The sequence below is a fragment of the Rhodoferax sp. SPJ21 genome (assembly GCF_058216335.1).
Genome location: NZ_JBYZMO010000003.1, coordinates 454359 through 471410, shown reverse-complemented (window position 1 = coordinate 471410; position 17052 = coordinate 454359). Strand labels below are relative to the sequence as shown.

General features: G+C 60.2%; 11 protein-coding genes and 1 pseudogene. 6 read left to right on the top strand and 6 right to left on the bottom strand.

Annotated elements, in window-relative coordinates:
* Both AC4BBN_RS17450 and lpdA read left to right on the top strand, forming a co-directional pair.
* A complete protein-coding gene (locus AC4BBN_RS17450) occupies window positions 1–585 on the top strand; it encodes an MFS transporter (RefSeq protein ID WP_490593265.1) in 585 nt (194 codons plus the stop codon).
* 15 nt (window positions 586–600) lie between these two features.
* Window positions 601–2445: a dihydrolipoyl dehydrogenase gene (lpdA, locus tag AC4BBN_RS17445; RefSeq protein ID WP_490593264.1), complete on the top strand. Its 1845-nt coding sequence runs from the start codon at window positions 601–603 to the stop codon at window positions 2443–2445.
* Window positions 2446–2543: 98 nt separating this feature from the next.
* Here lpdA and AC4BBN_RS17440 read toward each other — a convergent pair whose 3' ends face one another.
* The 4 genes from AC4BBN_RS17440 to AC4BBN_RS17425 are packed head-to-tail and all read right to left on the bottom strand — an operon-like array spanning window position 2544 to window position 7109.
* Window positions 2544–3545 (bottom strand): ABC transporter permease, encoded by a 1002-nt coding sequence (locus AC4BBN_RS17440; protein ID WP_490593263.1) that lies wholly within the window; start codon window positions 3543–3545, stop codon window positions 2544–2546.
* Window positions 3546–3548: 3 nt separating this feature from the next.
* Window positions 3549–4580 carry an ABC transporter permease gene (locus tag AC4BBN_RS17435; RefSeq protein WP_490593262.1) on the bottom strand — a complete coding sequence of 344 codons (1032 nt, stop codon included), beginning with the start codon at window positions 4578–4580 and terminating at the stop codon, window positions 3549–3551.
* Window positions 4567–6132 carry a sugar ABC transporter ATP-binding protein gene (locus AC4BBN_RS17430; RefSeq protein ID WP_490593261.1) on the bottom strand — a complete coding sequence of 522 codons (1566 nt, stop codon included), beginning with the start codon at window positions 6130–6132 and terminating at the stop codon, window positions 4567–4569. Before AC4BBN_RS17430 ends, AC4BBN_RS17435 begins: the two co-directional genes overlap by 14 nt.
* Window positions 6132–7109: a sugar ABC transporter substrate-binding protein gene (locus AC4BBN_RS17425; RefSeq protein WP_490593260.1), complete on the bottom strand. Its 978-nt coding sequence runs from the start codon at window positions 7107–7109 to the stop codon at window positions 6132–6134. The genes AC4BBN_RS17430 and AC4BBN_RS17425 overlap by 1 nt, the downstream gene beginning before the upstream one ends.
* A 461-nt stretch (window positions 7110–7570) precedes the next feature.
* Here AC4BBN_RS17425 and AC4BBN_RS17420 point away from each other — a divergent pair.
* Window positions 7571–7995 (top strand): annotated as a pseudogene (locus AC4BBN_RS17420) (oxidoreductase dimerization domain-containing protein); the annotation flags it as partial.
* A 613-nt stretch (window positions 7996–8608) separates the two neighbouring features.
* On the opposite strand, the gene AC4BBN_RS17415 reads toward AC4BBN_RS17420, so the two are convergent.
* Together AC4BBN_RS17415 and AC4BBN_RS17410 are read right to left on the bottom strand one after the other, a co-directional pair.
* Entirely contained in the window at window positions 8609–12028 is a 3420-nt protein-coding gene (locus AC4BBN_RS17415; RefSeq protein WP_490593259.1) for a bifunctional diguanylate cyclase/phosphodiesterase, read from the bottom strand.
* Window positions 12029–12746: 718 nt separating this feature from the next.
* The gene (locus AC4BBN_RS17410) at window positions 12747–12935 is read right to left on the bottom strand and encodes a hypothetical protein (RefSeq protein WP_490593258.1); all 189 of its coding nucleotides are present in this window, start codon (window positions 12933–12935) and stop codon (window positions 12747–12749) included.
* 231 nt (window positions 12936–13166) lie between these two features.
* Between AC4BBN_RS17410 and AC4BBN_RS17405 the strand changes: the two genes are divergently transcribed.
* From AC4BBN_RS17405 to rsmH, 3 genes are all read left to right on the top strand, one after another.
* Complete coding sequence (locus AC4BBN_RS17405) at window positions 13167–14159, top strand: substrate-binding domain-containing protein (protein WP_490593257.1); 993 nt, start codon at window positions 13167–13169, stop codon at window positions 14157–14159.
* Window positions 14160–14332: 173 nt separating this feature from the next.
* On the top strand, window positions 14333–15754 hold the full coding sequence (locus AC4BBN_RS17400) for an aspartate kinase (protein WP_490593256.1): 1422 nt from the start codon (window positions 14333–14335) through the stop codon (window positions 15752–15754).
* Window positions 15755–15849: 95 nt separating this feature from the next.
* Window positions 15850–16908 carry a 16S rRNA (cytosine(1402)-N(4))-methyltransferase RsmH gene (gene rsmH / locus AC4BBN_RS17395; protein ID WP_490593255.1) on the top strand — a complete coding sequence of 353 codons (1059 nt, stop codon included), beginning with the start codon at window positions 15850–15852 and terminating at the stop codon, window positions 16906–16908.
* Window positions 16909–17052 lie beyond the last annotated feature (144 nt).

Below are 17052 nucleotides of genomic sequence, written 5' to 3'. Positions count from 1 at the left end.
ATGACCACCGTCGTCGTGGTCAAGAAAGCCGGCCAGGTAGCCATCGCTGCCGACACGCTGGTGACCTTCGGCGACACCCGCCTGGGCCAACGCTTTGAAGACAACAGCAAGATCTTCCGAGTCGAGACCCCGGCGGGGGTGAGTTTTATCGGCATGGCCGGCACCGTGGCGCATTTCCCTGCGCTGCGCATGGCCATGGCCGCACTGCCGCAAGACCAGCTGCTGCTGCACAGCAAGGACGAGGTGTTCACCACCTTCACCAAGCTGCACCCGGTGCTCAAAGAGGGCTTCTTCCTGCAAACCAAGGAAGAAGACAACGACCCCTACGAGTCCAGCCAGTTCAGCGTGCTGGTGGCCAACAACTCTGGCATCTACGGCCTGTACAGCTACCGCGAAGTCTTCGAGTTCAAGGAATTCTGGGGCATAGGCTCGGGCCGCAGCTTCGCGCTCGGCGCCTTGCATGCCAGCTGGGGCAGCGCCAAATCCGCGCGCGACCTGGCGGCGCTGGGTGTGCAGGCGGCTTGTGAATTCGACAAAAACTCGGGCGGCCCGGTCGACGTGTACACGCTCAAATTGAAAAAATAAGTGGAGATCTCAACAATGGCATCCCTGGAAATCAAAGTCCCTGACATCGGCGATTTCGACGAAGTCACCGTCATCGAACTGATGGTCAAGGTGGGCGACACCGTCAAGGCCGACCAGTCCCTGATCACCGTGGAGAGCGACAAGGCCTCCATGGAAATCCCGTCCAGCCACGGCGGCGTGGTCACCGCGCTCAAAGTGGCGCTGGGCGACAAGGTCAAGCAAGGTTCGGTCGTGCTGGAGCTGGAAGTCGCTGGCGCGGCTGCAGCCCCGGCATCTGAACCAAAACCGGCTCCAGCGCAGGCAGCAACTGCGCCAGCAGCTACAGCTTCTGTAGCGTCCGCACCGGCGCCTACCGCAGCCAGCTTCGGCGGCACGGCTGATCTGGAATGCGACGTAGTGGTCATCGGCGGCGGCCCCGGCGGTTATTCCGCCGCTTTCCGCGCAGCCGATCTGGGCCTGAAGGTCATCCTGGTCGAGCGCTACGCCACCCTGGGCGGCGTCTGCCTGAACGTGGGCTGCATCCCCTCCAAGGCGCTGCTGCACGTCGCAGCCGTGATGGACGAAGTCAGTCACATGGCCGCCCTGGGCGTGGACTTTGGTGCCCCCACGGTGGACATCAACAAGCTGCGCACCCACAAGGAAAAGGTCATCGGCAAGCTGACCGGCGGCCTGGCCGCCATGGCCAAGATGCGCAAGGTCACCATCGTGCGCGGCCTGGGCCAGTTCGTGGGTGCCAACCACCTGCAAGTGGCTGAAACCACCGGTGCCGAAGGCCAGGAACAAACCGGCAAGACCCAGACCATCGCTTTCAAGAAGGCCATCATCGCCGCCGGTAGCCAAGCCGTGCGCCTGCCCTTCATGCCGAACGACCCACGCGTGGTGGACAGCACCGGCGCCCTGGCGCTCAAGGAAGTGCCCAAGCGCATGCTGATTCTGGGCGGCGGCATCATCGGTTTAGAGATGGGCACCGTCTACAGCACCCTGGGCGCCCGCCTGGACGTGGTGGAAATGATGGACGGCCTGATGCAAGGCGCTGACCGCGACCTGGTCAAGATCTGGCAAAAGATGAACGCGCCGCGCTTCGACAACATCATGCTCAAGACCAAGACCGTGTCCGCACGCGCCTTGCCCGAAGGCATTGAAGTCACGTTCGCCTCGGCAGAAGAGGGCGGCACCGCCCCCGCACCCCAGGTGTACGACCTGGTGCTGCAGGCCGTGGGCCGTACGCCCAACGGCAAAAAGCTCGCCGCTGACAAGGCCGGTGTGGCCGTCACCGACCGTGGCTTCATCAACGTCGACATCCAGATGCGCACCAACGTACCGCACATCTTCGCCATCGGCGACATCGTCGGCCAGCCCATGCTGGCCCACAAGGCGGTGCACGAAGCGCACGTGGCGGCAGAAGTGATTGCGGGTGAACTGCAAGGCAATGCCGAGCTGGCCGCCGCGGCATTCAACGCCCGCGTCATCCCCAGCGTGGCCTACACCGACCCCGAAGTGGCCTGGGTTGGCCTCACCGAAGACCAGGCCAAGGCCCAAGGCATCAAGGTCAAGAAGGGCCTGTTCCCCTGGAACGCCTCTGGTCGCGCCATCGCCAATGGCCGCGACGAAGGCGTCACCAAGCTGCTGTTCGATGACTCCCCCGAAGCCCACGGCCACGGCAAGATCCTCGGCGGTGGCATGGTCGGTACCCACGCGGGCGACATGATTGGCGAAATCGCCCTGGCCATCGAGATGGGCGCAGACGCAGTGGACATCGGCAAGACCATCCACCCGCACCCGACGCTGGGCGAAAGCATCGGCATGGCTGCGGAGATTGCGCACGGCAGCTGCACGGATGTGCCGCCTGCGCGCAAGTAAGTCTTTGGCGCTAGCCATTTAAAAAGCCCGGACTGGTGACAGTTCGGGCTTTTTTCTTTCAGTGCGCTGCCGCGTGTTTGCCGTGTGGGCTAGGCACGTCAGCTGCGCTGGCGGCTGAAGAAGCTGACGGCCAGCACCAAGAAGATCAAGGCGCCCGTGGCTACTTGCTGCCAGTAGAAGTTCCAGCCGATCAGCAGCAAGCCATTGGCGATGACGTTGAGGAACAGCACCCCCAGAAGTGTGCCGGCCACGCTGGCGCGGCCTTGCTTGCTGAGCGTGGTACCAATGAACACTGCGCCGATGGCTTGGATCAGGAAAGCGTTTCCTGACATGGGTACATAGCCGTTGACGCTGGTCGAAAGCAATATGCCCGCCAGCGCAGATGCGGCAGCGGTAGCAACGAACACCAGCGCAAGCAGGCGGCCCACAGGCAACCCGCTGTAGCGCGCCACCAACGGTTGTTGCCCTAGTGCTAGCACCTGCCGGCCAAACCGGCTGCGCGCCAGCAGCGCGCCATACACCAGTGCCAGCACTGCCACTGCCCACAGTGGCAGCGGAACGCCCAGCCAGTTGGTGGATGCCAGTGCGGGGCGCAGCTGTGGGTCGAGGTAGATCGGTTGCCCACCCTCTGATAAAAGTTGCTGCACGCTGGTACCAATGAAGAGGGTGCCTAGCGTCGCCAAAAAGGGCGATATACCCAAACCTGCGATCAAGCCGGCATTGAATGCGCCGACTATGGCACCTGCGGCCAGTGCCCCTGCTATCGCCAGCGGGAGGCCATGCCCGGTATTAATCAGTGCTACGAAGGCCAATGAAGAAAAATCAAGTGCTGTGCCCACTGAGAGGTCGATACCCCCGGCTGACACGGCCAGCGTCATGCCAACGGCAACGATACCCAGTAGTACAAAGTTGTTCAGCAACAGGCTCAGTACGTTGCCTCCGCTTAAAAAGCCGGGTGCCGTAACGGCAAAGAATGCGGCAATTGCCAGTAGCAACCCGGGCACGGCCAAGCGCAGCAAGTCATAGCGCGTGGCGTTTGCCTCGGTGTTATCAGGCTTGGCATTTGGCTGTTGCAGGCCGCTAAGTATCGATTCGCTCATGTGTTACTCCGCAGGCCGCAGGACGCAGGAGGCCGCAACCACCAGCAGTATCAGCACCCCCTGGATGCCGTTCACCCAGAAGCTCGAGATGTTCAGCAACTGGAAGCCGTTAATGAGAAAGCCCACCAGCAGCGTAGCCAGCAATGTGCCTGGAATGCTGGGCAGTAGGCGGGGCGAAAAGACCACGCCCAAGAAAGCTATGGCTACGACCGATAGCAGCATTTCGCCTGAGCCTGTGGTGCTGCCACTGAACCAGGCTGCTGAGCAAAATGCCGCCGCAGCGCCGCACAGTCCGCTCAATAAATAGCTGCTAAAGACATAGCCGGATACGGGGATGCCCGCCGCCCTGGCGGCTTCAGGGTACTCGCCCACGGCATAGAGCCGCAAGCCATAGCGGGTGGTCTGGACGAGCACCGCAAGCGCGGCCGCGGCGAGCAGCAGCGTCCAAGCCAATGCGGGAATGCCTAGCAGGGACGATGTGCTGAGCAGGTCTAGCAGCGTTGAGCTGGTGGGCACGACGGTGTTCTCCGTCAGAACCAATTCCACGCCGTTGAGCAGATTCATGCTCGCCAATGTGGCCAGCAAAGGCGGCAGGCGCAGCCACACCACGGCTGCGCCGTTTAGCGCTCCGATTGCAGCGCCGCAAGCAAACGTGGCGGCAACGCTAAACCATGCACTGTGGCCTGCGTTGTTCAAGTTTGCATATACCGCTGCCGAAAGGCCCAAGTTGGCCGCTAACGACAAGTCCAGCCCGCCGGTGACGACGTTGGAGCCGCCGCCGACAATGACGACGGTCAGCCCGAATGCCAATATGCCCAAGATGGCGGACTGCCCAAATACATTGGCTATATTGCCAACGGATACGAAGTTGGGGGCCGTCACCGCGAACACTGCCAATATGGTTAGAAACACGGCGGGGGCGCCACGCCGTAACAACAACAGTGCCAGACGCCGGTGCAAATGCGGTGGGGCGGTGCTCTCTGGCAGGTGACTGGGGATGCTGGGGATAGGGGTGGTGGCTTCAATGGAGGGCATCGGCCAACTCCTCATGGTGTGGTGTGGTTGCAATCGCAGATGAGGATGCGCCTGTGGCACAGGCCAGGATGCTGTCGCTGTCGATGTCTTTGGGCAGAAAGTCGCCCACGATTTCTCCGCGGTGCATGACCAAGATACGATCGCTTAGGCCCAATAGCTCAGGCAGGTCTGACGAAAGTATCAGGACGCCTGCGCCGTCTTTAACCAACTGGCCAATCAGACGGTAGATCTCTACCTTGGCGCCGATGTCGATGCCAACGCTGGGCTCGTCCAGCAAGTACAACGTGGAGCGGCGTGACAGCCATTTTGCGAGAGCCACCTTTTGCTGGTTGCCTCCGCTGAGTTCTCGTACCGTCGCGTCCGGCCCTGGTGTTTTGATATCCAGTTGCGCGATTTGGCGGCCGGTTTCGCGCACTTCTTTTTGTCGTGACAGCCAGCCCCAGCGAGTCCAGCGGGGCAGGCTGGCGATGGTGGTGTTCTCCAGTACCGATAGGTCCAGTGCAACGCCTTGGCGGCGACGCTCTTCGGGCAGCAGCGCAACGCCTTGGCGCGCAACCTGCACGGGGGAGCGCAGGCGCAATGGCTGTTCTTCCAGTTGCACTTCGCCGCCATCAGGTGGTAGCAGGCCAAAGATGCTGCGCACAAGCTCTTTGACCCCGGAGCCAACCAGCCCTGTCAGGCCGACAATCTCGCCTCGGTGTACATCCAGGTTGATGTTGCGGTAGGCGCCGCCCAGGTGCAGATTGCGGACCTGCAACAAGGGCGCTCCGCGCGGCACCACGGTTTTGGGGTACATCTCGCCAACATCCCTATTGACCATGAGCTGGGCAATTTTGTAGGGCGGTGTGGTGCGTGGGTTGACCTGTGCGACATGGCGGCCATTGCGCAGCACGGTGACGGTGTCGCACAGGGACTCTATCTCTTGCAGGTAGTGCGAGATGTAGACGATGGCCAGTCCTTCGTCGCGCAGGCGGCGCACTATCTGCAGAAGCTGTGTTACCTCGCGCTGCACCAGCGCCACGCTGGGTTCGTCAAAAATAAGTACCCGAGGCTTGGCAAGCAATGCGCGGGTGATTTGCACCACCTGCTGTTGTGCGCTGCTCAGCTCGCGGATCAGTGCTTGGGGCGGCAGTTGCAAGCCGAAGTAGGTGTGCAACAAACGTGCTGCTTCGCGATCTTGTGCGCGCCGGTTTACGAATGGGCCTTTGTGCAGTTCGTGGCCCAGAAACAGTGCTTCACCCACGGTAAAGCTGCCTGGCAACATGCGCTCCTGGTGGATCACATGTACACCGGCTTGTTCAATTTGGCGCGGCGTAAAGGAAGCGTGCGCTACTCCGTCGACGCGAATCGTTCCAGCGTCGGGTTGGTGAATGCCGGCCAGTACCTTGATCAGCGTGGACTTGCCGGCACCGTTTTCCCCCACCAAGCCATGGACGCTGCCGTATTGCACTGTCAGGTCAGCCGCGTCAAGTGCACGCACCACACCGAAGTGCTTGGAGATGCCGCGCAGCTCTAGCGCGGCAGAGCCGCTGGCTTGGGTGAGGGAGCTCATCAGGCGTCGCCTCGCAGTTTTTGCACCTCGCCCAGATTGGAGCGGGTGGTCAGCAGCGTGGCAACCTGTGTTTCCTTCGGCAGGTCACGCTGGCCCGCCAGATAGCGTGCGACGTTTTGTACGGCCGTTCGGCCAATGAGAGCGGGCTGCTGTGCGACCACGGCGCCAATCGGCGAGCTATCTTGTGAGATGAGGTTCAGCACCTCGGGTGTGCCGTCCACACCGTAGGTTTTGATCTCTGTGCGCTTGGCGTCGATAAGTGCCTGGCTCGCACCCAGTTGCGGAATGTCCCACGCAGCCCAGATGGCGGCGATTTCGCCTTTGGGGTATTTGTTGAGCAATGCTGCCACTTGTGAGCGTGCGTCTTGCACGGTGTTAGGGATGACGTCGCGCAGCTCGGGCTGCAAGATTTTTATCCCAGGCTGCCCTTGCAACACGCGCTTAAGCTCGTCGTAGCGGATGGCGCAAACAGGCACGCCGTAGAAGCCGTTGAACACCAGGATATTGCCCTTGCCTTCGGTGTCCTTTACCAACTGTTCGGCCAAAGCGCGGCCGGTGGCAACGTTGTCGGATGTGGTGTTGTTGATGCTGTTCTTTGACGGTGCGTCAATGGTGAACAGCGGAATGCCCGCGTCTTTGATGCGCTTGAGCCAAGGGTCAATCACCGACAGTGTGCCCAGTGTTTGGATCACGGCGTCGGGCTTCTGGGTGATGACGTTTTGCAACTGTGTCACCAGGTTTTTGTCGTTGCGCCCCGCGTCCAACGTAATGGGGGTACCACCCAGACGCTTGACTTCGTCGATTTGCGCTTGGTAGGCCTTGATGTCGAAGTAATGGCTGGTGCCTGTCGCGCTGATGGCGATACGTTTGCCCTTGAGCGATGGAACTTCATCAGCAGCTGCGGCAAGGCCGACGCCGAATGGCAGCGAAGTGGCTAAAGCGGCTTGAAGAAGGTGTCTACGGTTGATGTCGTTCATGGAAGGTTCTTTGGTTGAAACAATGGTTGGCTGCAATATTGAACAGGCGGGGCGCTTTGCAGGGCGATGCCAGCCATGTTCATAACCATGCTTGTGCAAACTTTGGGCCACACGATATGTCTAGCAGAATCAAGTACTTGCGAGTGCTGCACGTCTGTTTGAATGTTGGTCCCCAAGCAGTTTGCTGGCGGGGTGTTGCATACGCAGCAGGCGGGAGGTACGTTCGTGGGATTGAACGGTTAGTGGCCAAGGCGGTGGCGCTGCAGGTGCGTGTACGCTTGCATAAGGTGCTGGCGCTGAAACATGGCCTGACACTGATCTAGCGCAGGTGGTTATTGCACAATTAGCTACATAATTTGTAGCAAAATCATCTGTGTTGCAGTGCTGCGGCAGCGTTATAGAGGTCGTGCAAAGGCGTTTTCGACGGATAGCGCGCTGCATCGCCGCGCAGCACCTGGGGCCTTAGCGTAGCCGCATGCGATGCCCGCCTCACCCCCTGCGTGGCCCGCACCAACCCCGAAGTCGCCTGGGTCGGCCTCACCGAAGACTTTGGCCTTGTGCCCAAGGCATCAAGGTCAAGAAGGGCCTGTTCCCCTGGAATGCCTCCGGCCGCGCCATCGCCAATGGCCGCTTTGATGCCGTCACCAAGCTGCTGTTTGACGACTCCCCCGAAGCCCACGGCCACGGCAAGATCCTCGGCGGTGGCATGGTCGGTACCCACGCGGGCGACATGATTGGCGAGATCGCCCTGGCCATCGAGATGGGCGCAGACGCAGTGGACATCGGCAAGACCATCCACCCGCACCCGACGCTGGGCGAAAGCATTGGCATGGCAGCGGAGATTGCGCACGGCAACTGCACGGACGTGCCACCGGCCCGCAAGTAAGTTGCTAGCCTGAGATTGCTACTGATTCAGTAGCTGGCCGTGCAGATTCCAATTGGGCTGCGCGGCTTTTTACCTGATTAGCTACTTGCCTCAGACAGGCCACCACAACCGTTCGCCCTGAGCTTGTCGAAGGGCTCAGTTTGCAAGCCCTTCGACAAGCTCAGGGCGAACGGGGTTTTTCATGGGCGTGGTTGCGTTCTGAGGCATGTACCTAATCAGGCTTTTTTATATCTATTTATCGGACAGGTTAGACGTGGCTGGAGCCTGGTCAGAATAGGTCATGGTTTAAGGCAACGTTGAACAAACTTCAGTGTCATAAGGTCGCTTGCGCCAATGGACGCGTACTTGTCGCGGTCATCCAATAGGGGCCGTCCACTAGCCAGGGAGCACCTGTGGTGGCTAGATGCGCAGAAGGATGACAGGGGCCAAGCCAAGCCAGACTGGGATTTGGCGGCAGAACCGGCACCGGATTTCGAGGTCGATCAGCGCGTCAATCGGTGGCAGGTTGGAACGTGGACTTTGATGCGCTGCGTGCGCGGCAGATTCGCATTCGGCTGGAATATAAAAAAATTGCTATGAAAAATGAGTAACTTGGCGGTCACATGCTGGTACATCATGGACGCGCTATTTGGTGAGCTAGCGCGGTGGCCGGCACGGGGCGGCCAAAGTAATAGCCCTGAAATGCGTCGCAGCCAAGTGCGGCCAGAAAGTCTCGCTGCTCCAAGGTCTCGACGCCTTCTGCAATGACCGTTAAGCCCAGGCTGTGGCCCAGTGCCAGAATGGTTTGGGCAATCACGGCATCGCTGGGGTCGGTCAGCACATCGCGCACAAACGACTGGTCAATCTTCAGCTGGTCCAGGGGCAGGCGTTTGAGGTAAGACAGCGACGAGTAGCCGGTTCCAAAGTCGTCCAGCGAGAATGCCACGCCAAGCGCTTTGAGGGCGTTCATCTTGGAGATGACGCCTTCGATATCTTTCACCAGCGTGCTTTCCGTTAGCTCCAGCTTGAGGAGGCGGGGGTTCGCTCCGGTCACGGTCAGCGCCTGTGCCACGCTGGCAACGAACGCGGCCTGCGCGAATTGCGATGCACTGACATTCACGGCCATCGTCCAGTTCTCGTGACCCGGCTGGCCGGCCCACTCGGTGAGCTGCGCACAGGCGGTTTCCAGCACCCACTGGCCCAGCGGCAGGATCAGCCCGGTTTCTTCTGCCAGTGGGATAAACCGGGCTGGTGAAATCATGCCTTCGCGCGGGTGTTGCCAACGCACCAAAGCCTCAACGCCCGTGGTCACACCGAGGCCATCGACCTGGATCTGGTAATGCAACTCGAACTCGTCTTGCACCAAGCCGCGCCGCATGTCTTTTTCCATCGCATCATGCGCAGCCACGGCCGCCTGCATGGCGGGGTCATAGAAGCGCACGGTGTTGCGGCCGGCTGCTTTGGCCTGGTACATGGCCACGTCCGCCTTTTTGAGCAGGTCGTCCATGACTTCCTGGTCACCCAAAAACATGACGATGCCAATGCTGGCTGTGCTTTCATAGGTATGTCCCTTGGGGTCGAATGCATGCACGAACGCATCGCGTATTTTGTTGGCGACCGTCTCGGCCTGCGTGGCCGCTTCGGGTGCGTGCTTGCTCAGGTTTTCAAGCAGCACCACAAATTCGTCGCCACCCAGTCGCGCCACGCTGTCGCCTTCGCGCAGGCAGGCCTGAAGCCGGTTGGCTACCTGCTGCAAAAGCATATCGCCCACATCGTGCCCCAGCGTGTCGTTGAGTTGCTTGAAGTGATCCAGATCCAGAAACATGAGGGCGCCATACTGGCTGGTGCGGGCGGCCGCCACCATCGCCTGGCGCAGGCGGTCTAGCAATAGGCGCCGGTTGGGCAAGCCCGTCAATGGGTCAAAGAAGGCCAGGCGGCGGATCTCTTCAATGTCGCGGCGATGCTGGGAAATGTCACGAAGGATGCCAATGAAGGTGACCAGCCCGCCCGTGCGCATGGCTGACATCGCAATGCTCATGGGAAACCTGCTGCCGTCACGCCGCTGGCCTTCAAATTCGTGGCGAATGCTGCCTGTGGACGCATCTACAGAGTCTTGCAGGCGCTGAAAGTCGCCAGCCAATTCCCCGTGAAGTGACGGGGGTAGCAACATCGTGATCGGCTGGCCGATGACCTGTTCTGCGGAGTAGCCGAACATGCTACAGGCCGCCAGGTTGAACGACTGCATCACGCCCTGCGCGTTCACGGTCAGAACACCATCCACCATGTTGTCAAGAATAGCCTTGGTGTGTTGGGCGGCCTCCTGCGCCAGGGCCGCGTTGTCCATCACCTGCTGCTCTGTGGCTCGCCGCTCGGTGATGTCCATTGAGGTTCCCACCAGCTTCATCGGCTTGCCGGTGGCATCCCGAAGCACGTCCACCGTGTTGGTTAGCACGCGGATCGGGCCCACTGCGGGGTTGGAGCGGTATTCCTGCAGAAGCGGCTGGCGCGCGTTGGCAATCTGGGTTCGGGACTCCAGGATGATGTGCCGGTCATCCGGGTGAACCAACTCCAAAAACTCCTCGCGGGTAGGCGCGCCCAGCGCGGGGTCGCGCCTGAACAGCCGGTAGTTCTCTGCCGACCACGTGACCTTTTGCAGGCCCAGGTCAATCTCCCAGCCGCCTACTTTGGCCAGCTTGCTGGTGCGCTCCAGCAATTCGGTGGTCTGGGCCAGTGCTTGCCGCAGTTGGTAGTCCTCAGTCACGTCACTGAAAACCAGAACCACTCCTAAGATGTGGCCCGCCGGGTTGCGTATGGGCGCAGCGCTGTCAAAAATCTGGTACTCCTGCCCGTCGCGGGCAATCAGGGCGGTGTGATTGGCAAGCCCCACCACTTGGCCGTGGGCCATCACCAGTTCAACCGGGTTGACCGACACTTCGCGGGTCTGCGCGTTGATGATGTGAAACACCTCGGTCAATGGAAGACCCGTTGCCTCCTTTAGCGGCCAGCCGGTCATGCGCTCCGCCGTGGCGTTCATGCGGGTAACGCGACCGGTGGCGTCGGTGGCGATGACGGCATCACCGATGGACTGCAGGGTAATCTTCAGGTTTTCTTCACTGTGCCGTACCTGCGCCTCGGTGTCCCGCCGGGATTGCCAGGCGCGGGCCAGCACCACACTTAACGCCATTACGCCCGCACTGCCCAGGGCCCATATCGCCAGCGCTAGGGCCACCAGGTTGCGCCAATGGGCGAGTACTTGATCGAAAGCCTGGCCCACCACCACCAGCAATTCGGGGTGGTCGGCCAGCACCCGGTAGGAATAAATACGGGTGCTCCCGTCAATAGGGCTGGTATCGACGTAACTGCCATTCGCGCTTTTCCCCAACAAATCTTTGAACAACCGGCGATGGTCGAATTTTTTGCCCATCACCGACTCATCAAAAGGAGTGCGTGTCATCAACACACCGTCGCGGCGCAACAAGGCGACGGAGCCACCTTGCCCCAAGTCGATTGATTTCCAAAGTTTGTCGAAGTAGTACGGATTTATCGGCGCACCAATCGTGCCGCCAAAGCTGCCGTCTGCAGCCTTTATTGAGCGAATTGCGGGAATCACCCACCTGCTGTCCTTGCGGGTCTTTATCGCGGTGCCCACATAGAAATCGACCTGCGGCTGGTTCTTTAAGTATTTGAAAGACTCAGTGCCTGAAAGGTCAATGCCAAGACCTTGGTTGGCAGAGTTGTACAACACCCGTCCTTGGGCATCTGTGACCCCCAGACCCCATACGAACGGCAGGGCGGCCAGTTCATTACCCAGTATTTGGCTGGCAGAGGCTGCACTCAGATTGCCGCGCGCCTGCATTTGCGCCAAGTTGTTGGAGGCCAGCTTCAAAGTTTGGTCAACGGACTGAAGCGTTCGGGTGGTTTGCTCCTCAATCACCTGGGCAAAGGATTTGGTCAGCCGCTGGGCAGATTCGATGGCCTCCGCACGGAGATACGCCAACACGGCAATCACCACACCTCCCGACACCAGAATGAGTGCGGAGGTAGTTCTGTACAAACGCCGCTCGAATGAGCCAGGGCCAGAACGAGGTGCGGACAAGTTGGGGTCCAAAAGGTCTGCCAGTTTTGCCTGAGACGGTGCCATTAAAGTACATCTCCCTGTTGAACTCTGAAAATCAGACCAGAGATGAACACTGCCCAGTCTGTTTTGCTCGGCGTGCAACGTTATCGGCGCAGTTTCCGACTGCGCTACCGGGCTGATTCCTGATGCGCCAGTGTATAGCCCCTAGGGGCTTACCCGGCCATCAGGCCGCACACCAGGTCCACGGTGGTGGCGGCTTTTTACCCGCGCATGAAGTGGGGCCGGTGCGTCCCCACGGTACGGTGACTGGTTGCCAGCGCGCGGCGTGTTTCCTGGCTGGTTAGGCTGTTCAGCAAATGGGCGGCCATTTCGCGTTCTCGGGCGGTCAACGCTGCCTTGACTGGGCGGCGCGGGCTTAGGGCGACGCTGAACAAGTCCCTCGCGGTCTGCGCATCCCTGGCCTCGGGCGGTCTGCTGCGTTGCAAATCCTCGCCATAGCCGAAGCTATGTCTGCGGTTTGCGCCTTGCATCCCATCCCGATCCAGGGCGCGCAGCCTCACGGGGACTTATGTAGCGTCGCCTTAAATCTTCAAATGCCCAAACGCCGGACTCGCGCTGCATTTTTGCTCTTCATTCGCACCCGGTCACTTGACACCAAAACGTATCGCCCTTGAAGCGGCTATCCGCGCTGTTATCAGGTGATGGCCAAGACGATGGGCGCCACGGCTACGCCATGACAGCGTGGAGTTGACGTTTGCCGCGATGGGACCCAGCCTTTCAGATTCATGGCCGCATATACGCCAATGAGTGCCAGCAGCATCAGCCAGTGCATGACAACACTGGGTGTGCTGTAGCGTGAGGTGGGCTGGGTTGTTGTAGGCATGGCGGCACCGAAAAGTCGGGGGGGGTGTCACTCTAGGCCAGGTTGTTTGTCGGCAGGTGAAGTATGGCTGTACACGCGCTAAAGATGAAAGCCTGGACAGGCCCGTTATGCGTGATCTTGGGGAAAGTACAGCTTGGCCGATGACAGTCTTACTGGGTAAACCCCTACACATCCCACATCAAGTTTTGTCAACACGCCCGCCCCGACTTCTACACTGGATCGCATCACGCCTTGGACTTGAAACAGCCAATGAAACATACAAGACGAAATTTTTGGGCGCTCGGTTTGGCGTCTGCGCTTGCTGTCGTGTCCTGCATGCCGTCCGTCGCGGGATCGCTGTATGGTCTGGCCGGCAAGAGCGTGGACGACAACAATTTCGTGGTGGCTTTCAACGGTTTTTCCGACGAGGCCAAGAAGAACGGCGACACCGCCATTCACATAGGTTCTGCAGGGGCGGCGCACTTCCGGGGGCAGGATGCTGCCATTTCTGCCGCCGTGAAGAAGGGCATCAAAGGTCTGGCCTTGTCCGTCACGTTCTCAGAGTATTTGGTCGAACATTCTCTAAAAGAGGTTTCGGCTGCGGGTATTCCTGTGGTTACCTTTGATTCAGACTTGGGAAGCCGTTACACCCCGTTGCGCAAAGGCTATGTGGGGCCCAACAACGTCGAGTTTGGCCGCAGTTTTGGCGAGTTGGCCAATAAGCTCAAGCCCAGGGGTGGCAAAGTCTGGCTTATGAGTGCCGATGCCCGCGACGTCAACCTGGATGACCGCATCCACGGGATACGTATGGAGCTCAGTGGCAACGTCAATTACCCGCGCGACAAGCGCTTGTCCGGTGAAGGCGGCTGGTTCGAGAATGACCGCAGCCCTTGGTACAGCGGAGACAATAACCCCCGCTCCTTGCAACAGCTCGCGATCAGTTTGGAAGCAGACAACGATGTGTTTATGGCAGTTGGCCACTGGCCGGTCGGAAGCACCGATGCTTACATCAAGACCGTCGCACCCTTCAAGGACGACTTGATCAGCAAAAGGAAGATTGTCATCGTCGGCATTGGCTCCCCGAGCCCGGGGCAGCTTGACGTACTGAAAAGCAAGCTGATCTCGGGCTATGTGGTGATGGACTTCTACGAGATCGGTGGCATGGCCTACCGCGCCCTGAAGCAAGCCGTGGAGGGCAAACCGCTCCCGGACAAGTCGATTGCCAAAAGCGCTGTTCTGGAATAGAGCCGGCCAAAGGGCTTGAAAGCTCTGGTTTGCGGTGAAGTTTGCGCACGGCTGGCAGCCGCTGCAACGGCGGCTGGCCAAAGTGGTGGAAAATAGCGGGTTTGCTGCCGTTGGCTTCCTCGGCAGGAACACCCGCCCAGTTTTTCGACCTTTTTGCTCCATTCAGCTTCTCCATGCACGACGTAAATTCCTCCAACATCTCTGTCGAGAAGATCGGCGGCACCTCCATGACCGCTTTTGGCGATGTGCTGCGCCACATCGTGTTGCACGACCCCAAGCGCATCTACGGCCGCATTTATGTGGTGTCGGCCTATTCGGGCGTGACCAACCAGCTGCTGGAACATAAAAAGACCGGCGAACGCGGTATCTACGCCCTGTTTGCCGAGGGCAAGGGCTACCAGGATGCGCTGACAGGCCTGGCCGTCAGCCTGAAGAAGATCAACGCCGGGTACGCCGATATCGGCCTGCCGCTGGCCGTGGCCGACGCCTTTATCGACCAGCGTATTGCCCAGGCCCGTGAATACCTGGGGGCCATGCAGCATGTGCTGGCCAGCGGCTACCTCAGCCGCAAGGACGTGCTCTTGGCCGCCCGCGAAGTGCTGGCCTCCATTGGCGAGTCCCACAGCGCGTTCAACTCGGTGGAGATCCTCAAGGCCAATGGCGTGAAGGCTGTGCTGATGGACCTGGCCGGCTTTGACGACAACGAAGCCTGGACCATCGACGAGCGCATTGCCAACAGCTTCAAAGACCTGGACCTGGTCAATAACGTGATTGTGGCGACCGGCTACACCAAGGGCACGGAAGGCATCATGCGCGAGTTTGACCGTGGCTACTCCGAGGTCACTTTCAGCAAGATTGCTGTGGAAGTGCGTCCTGCCGAGGCGGTGATCCACAAGGAATTCCACCTGTCGTCCGCCGACCCCAATCTGGTGGGCCTGGAAAACGCCATTGTGGTGGGCGCTACCAACTACGATGTGGCCGACCAGCTGGCCGACGTGGGCATGGAAGCCATCCACCCTAAGGCTGCCAAGCCCATGGAGCTGGCGGGCATCCCCATCCGCCTGAAGAACACGTTTGAGCCGGACCACCCCGGCACGCTGATCACCAAGGACTTTGTGGGCGAGCGTGCCCGCGTGGAAATTGTGACCGGCACGGACAAGGTCACTCTGATCGAAATCCACGACCCCAGCATGGTGGGCACCGTGGGCTTTGATGCCAGCCTGATGCAGGTGTTCTGCAAGCACGACATCAGCTACATCCTCAAGGCGACCAACGCCAACTCCATTGCCCACTTGGTGTGGGACAACCAGGTTTCGGCTGCACTCTTGGCTGAGCTGGAAGACCTGTACCAGGTGGTGACGGTCAAGCCTAGCGCCATTGTGTGCACCATCGGCTCCAACATCGGCATTCCGGGTGTGCTGGCTAAGGCTGCGCAGGCGCTGGCAGATGCCCAGGTCAACGTGAACTGCGTGTCGCAAACCCTGCGCCAGGTGAACATGCAGTTTGTGATTGAGCGCGAAGACTACAAAACTGCCATCAAGGCGCTGAACATGGCACTGTGCGTCAACTCCGGCACGCCGGTGCCACGCGTCTGATGGCTGCTTAAAACGCTACAAATTCAGTAGCTGGCCGCGCACATCCTACGGGTGGCGCGGCTTTTTTTTGCCTTCCCTGGGGCGCATAATGGCCGATGACCGACGCCACCCCTCCCCACAAGCGCCGCGTACGTTACGCCGGCACCCACCCCCGCCAGTTTGAAGAAAAATACAAAGAGCTGGACCCCACGCGCCATGCGGACGAGGTGGACAAGGTCATGCAGCGCGGGCAGACGCCTGCGGGCATGCACCGCTCGATTTGCGTCGATGAAATCCTTGCCATCTTGAAGCCCGTGCCGGGCGAAACCGGCGTGGATCTGACCCTGGGCTTTGGCGGCCACATGCTGGCCATGCTGCCGCTGGTGCAGCCCGGTGGGCGCATGTTTGGCATGGATGTGGACCCGATCGAGTTGCCCCGTACGACCGCGCGGCTGCGTGCAGCGGGCTTTGGCGAAGAGGCGCTGATCGTGCACCGCGCCAACTTCAGTGAACTGGCCACCTTGCTGCCGCAGGCGGGTGGCGGCTTCGACTTTGCGCTGGCCGACCTGGGCGTGTCGTCCATGCAAATCGACAACCCGGCGCGAGGCTTCAGCTTCCGCGCTGATGGGCCGCTGGATTTGCGCCTGGACCCGAGCAGCGGCCAGTCGGCCAGCGAGTTGCTGCTGTGCGTGACCCGGCACCGGCTGCGCGATTTGTTGACCGACAACTCCGACGAGCCCTTTGCCCAGCCGTTGGCCGCAGCCCTCCAGGGCCAGTTTCTGGAAACCACGGTGCAGCTGGCCGACCTGGTGCGCACCACCATGGAGCTGGCCTACAAGCGCAGCATGCCCGCTGAAGAGCGCCTGGCTGAGACCAAGAAGGTGCTGCAGCGCACTTTCCAGGCGCTGCGCATCGAGGTGAATGACGAGTTTGGCGTGCTGGACACCATGCTGCTGAACCTGCCCGCCTGCTTGAAGCCCGGCGGGCGCGTAGCGATTCTGAGCTTCCACTCCGGGGAAGACCGGCGCGTCAAAAAGTGCTTTCAAACCGGTGAGCGCAACGGCACTTTCAGCAGCGTTGCGGCTGATCCGATTCGGGCCTCATATGAGGAGCAGCGCAGCAACCCACGTTCTACGTCTGCCAAGCTGCGCTGGGCAGTGCGGGCGCTGCACTAAGGACAAGCAAGGTGTTTTCCTGCGGTGCTACTGATTTTGTAGCTAGATCCGCATATTCCGTGTGCGCTACAGCCACTTTTGCCTGATTAGGTACATGTCTCAGATCGCAACACACACATGAAAGACCCCGTTCGCCCTGAGCTT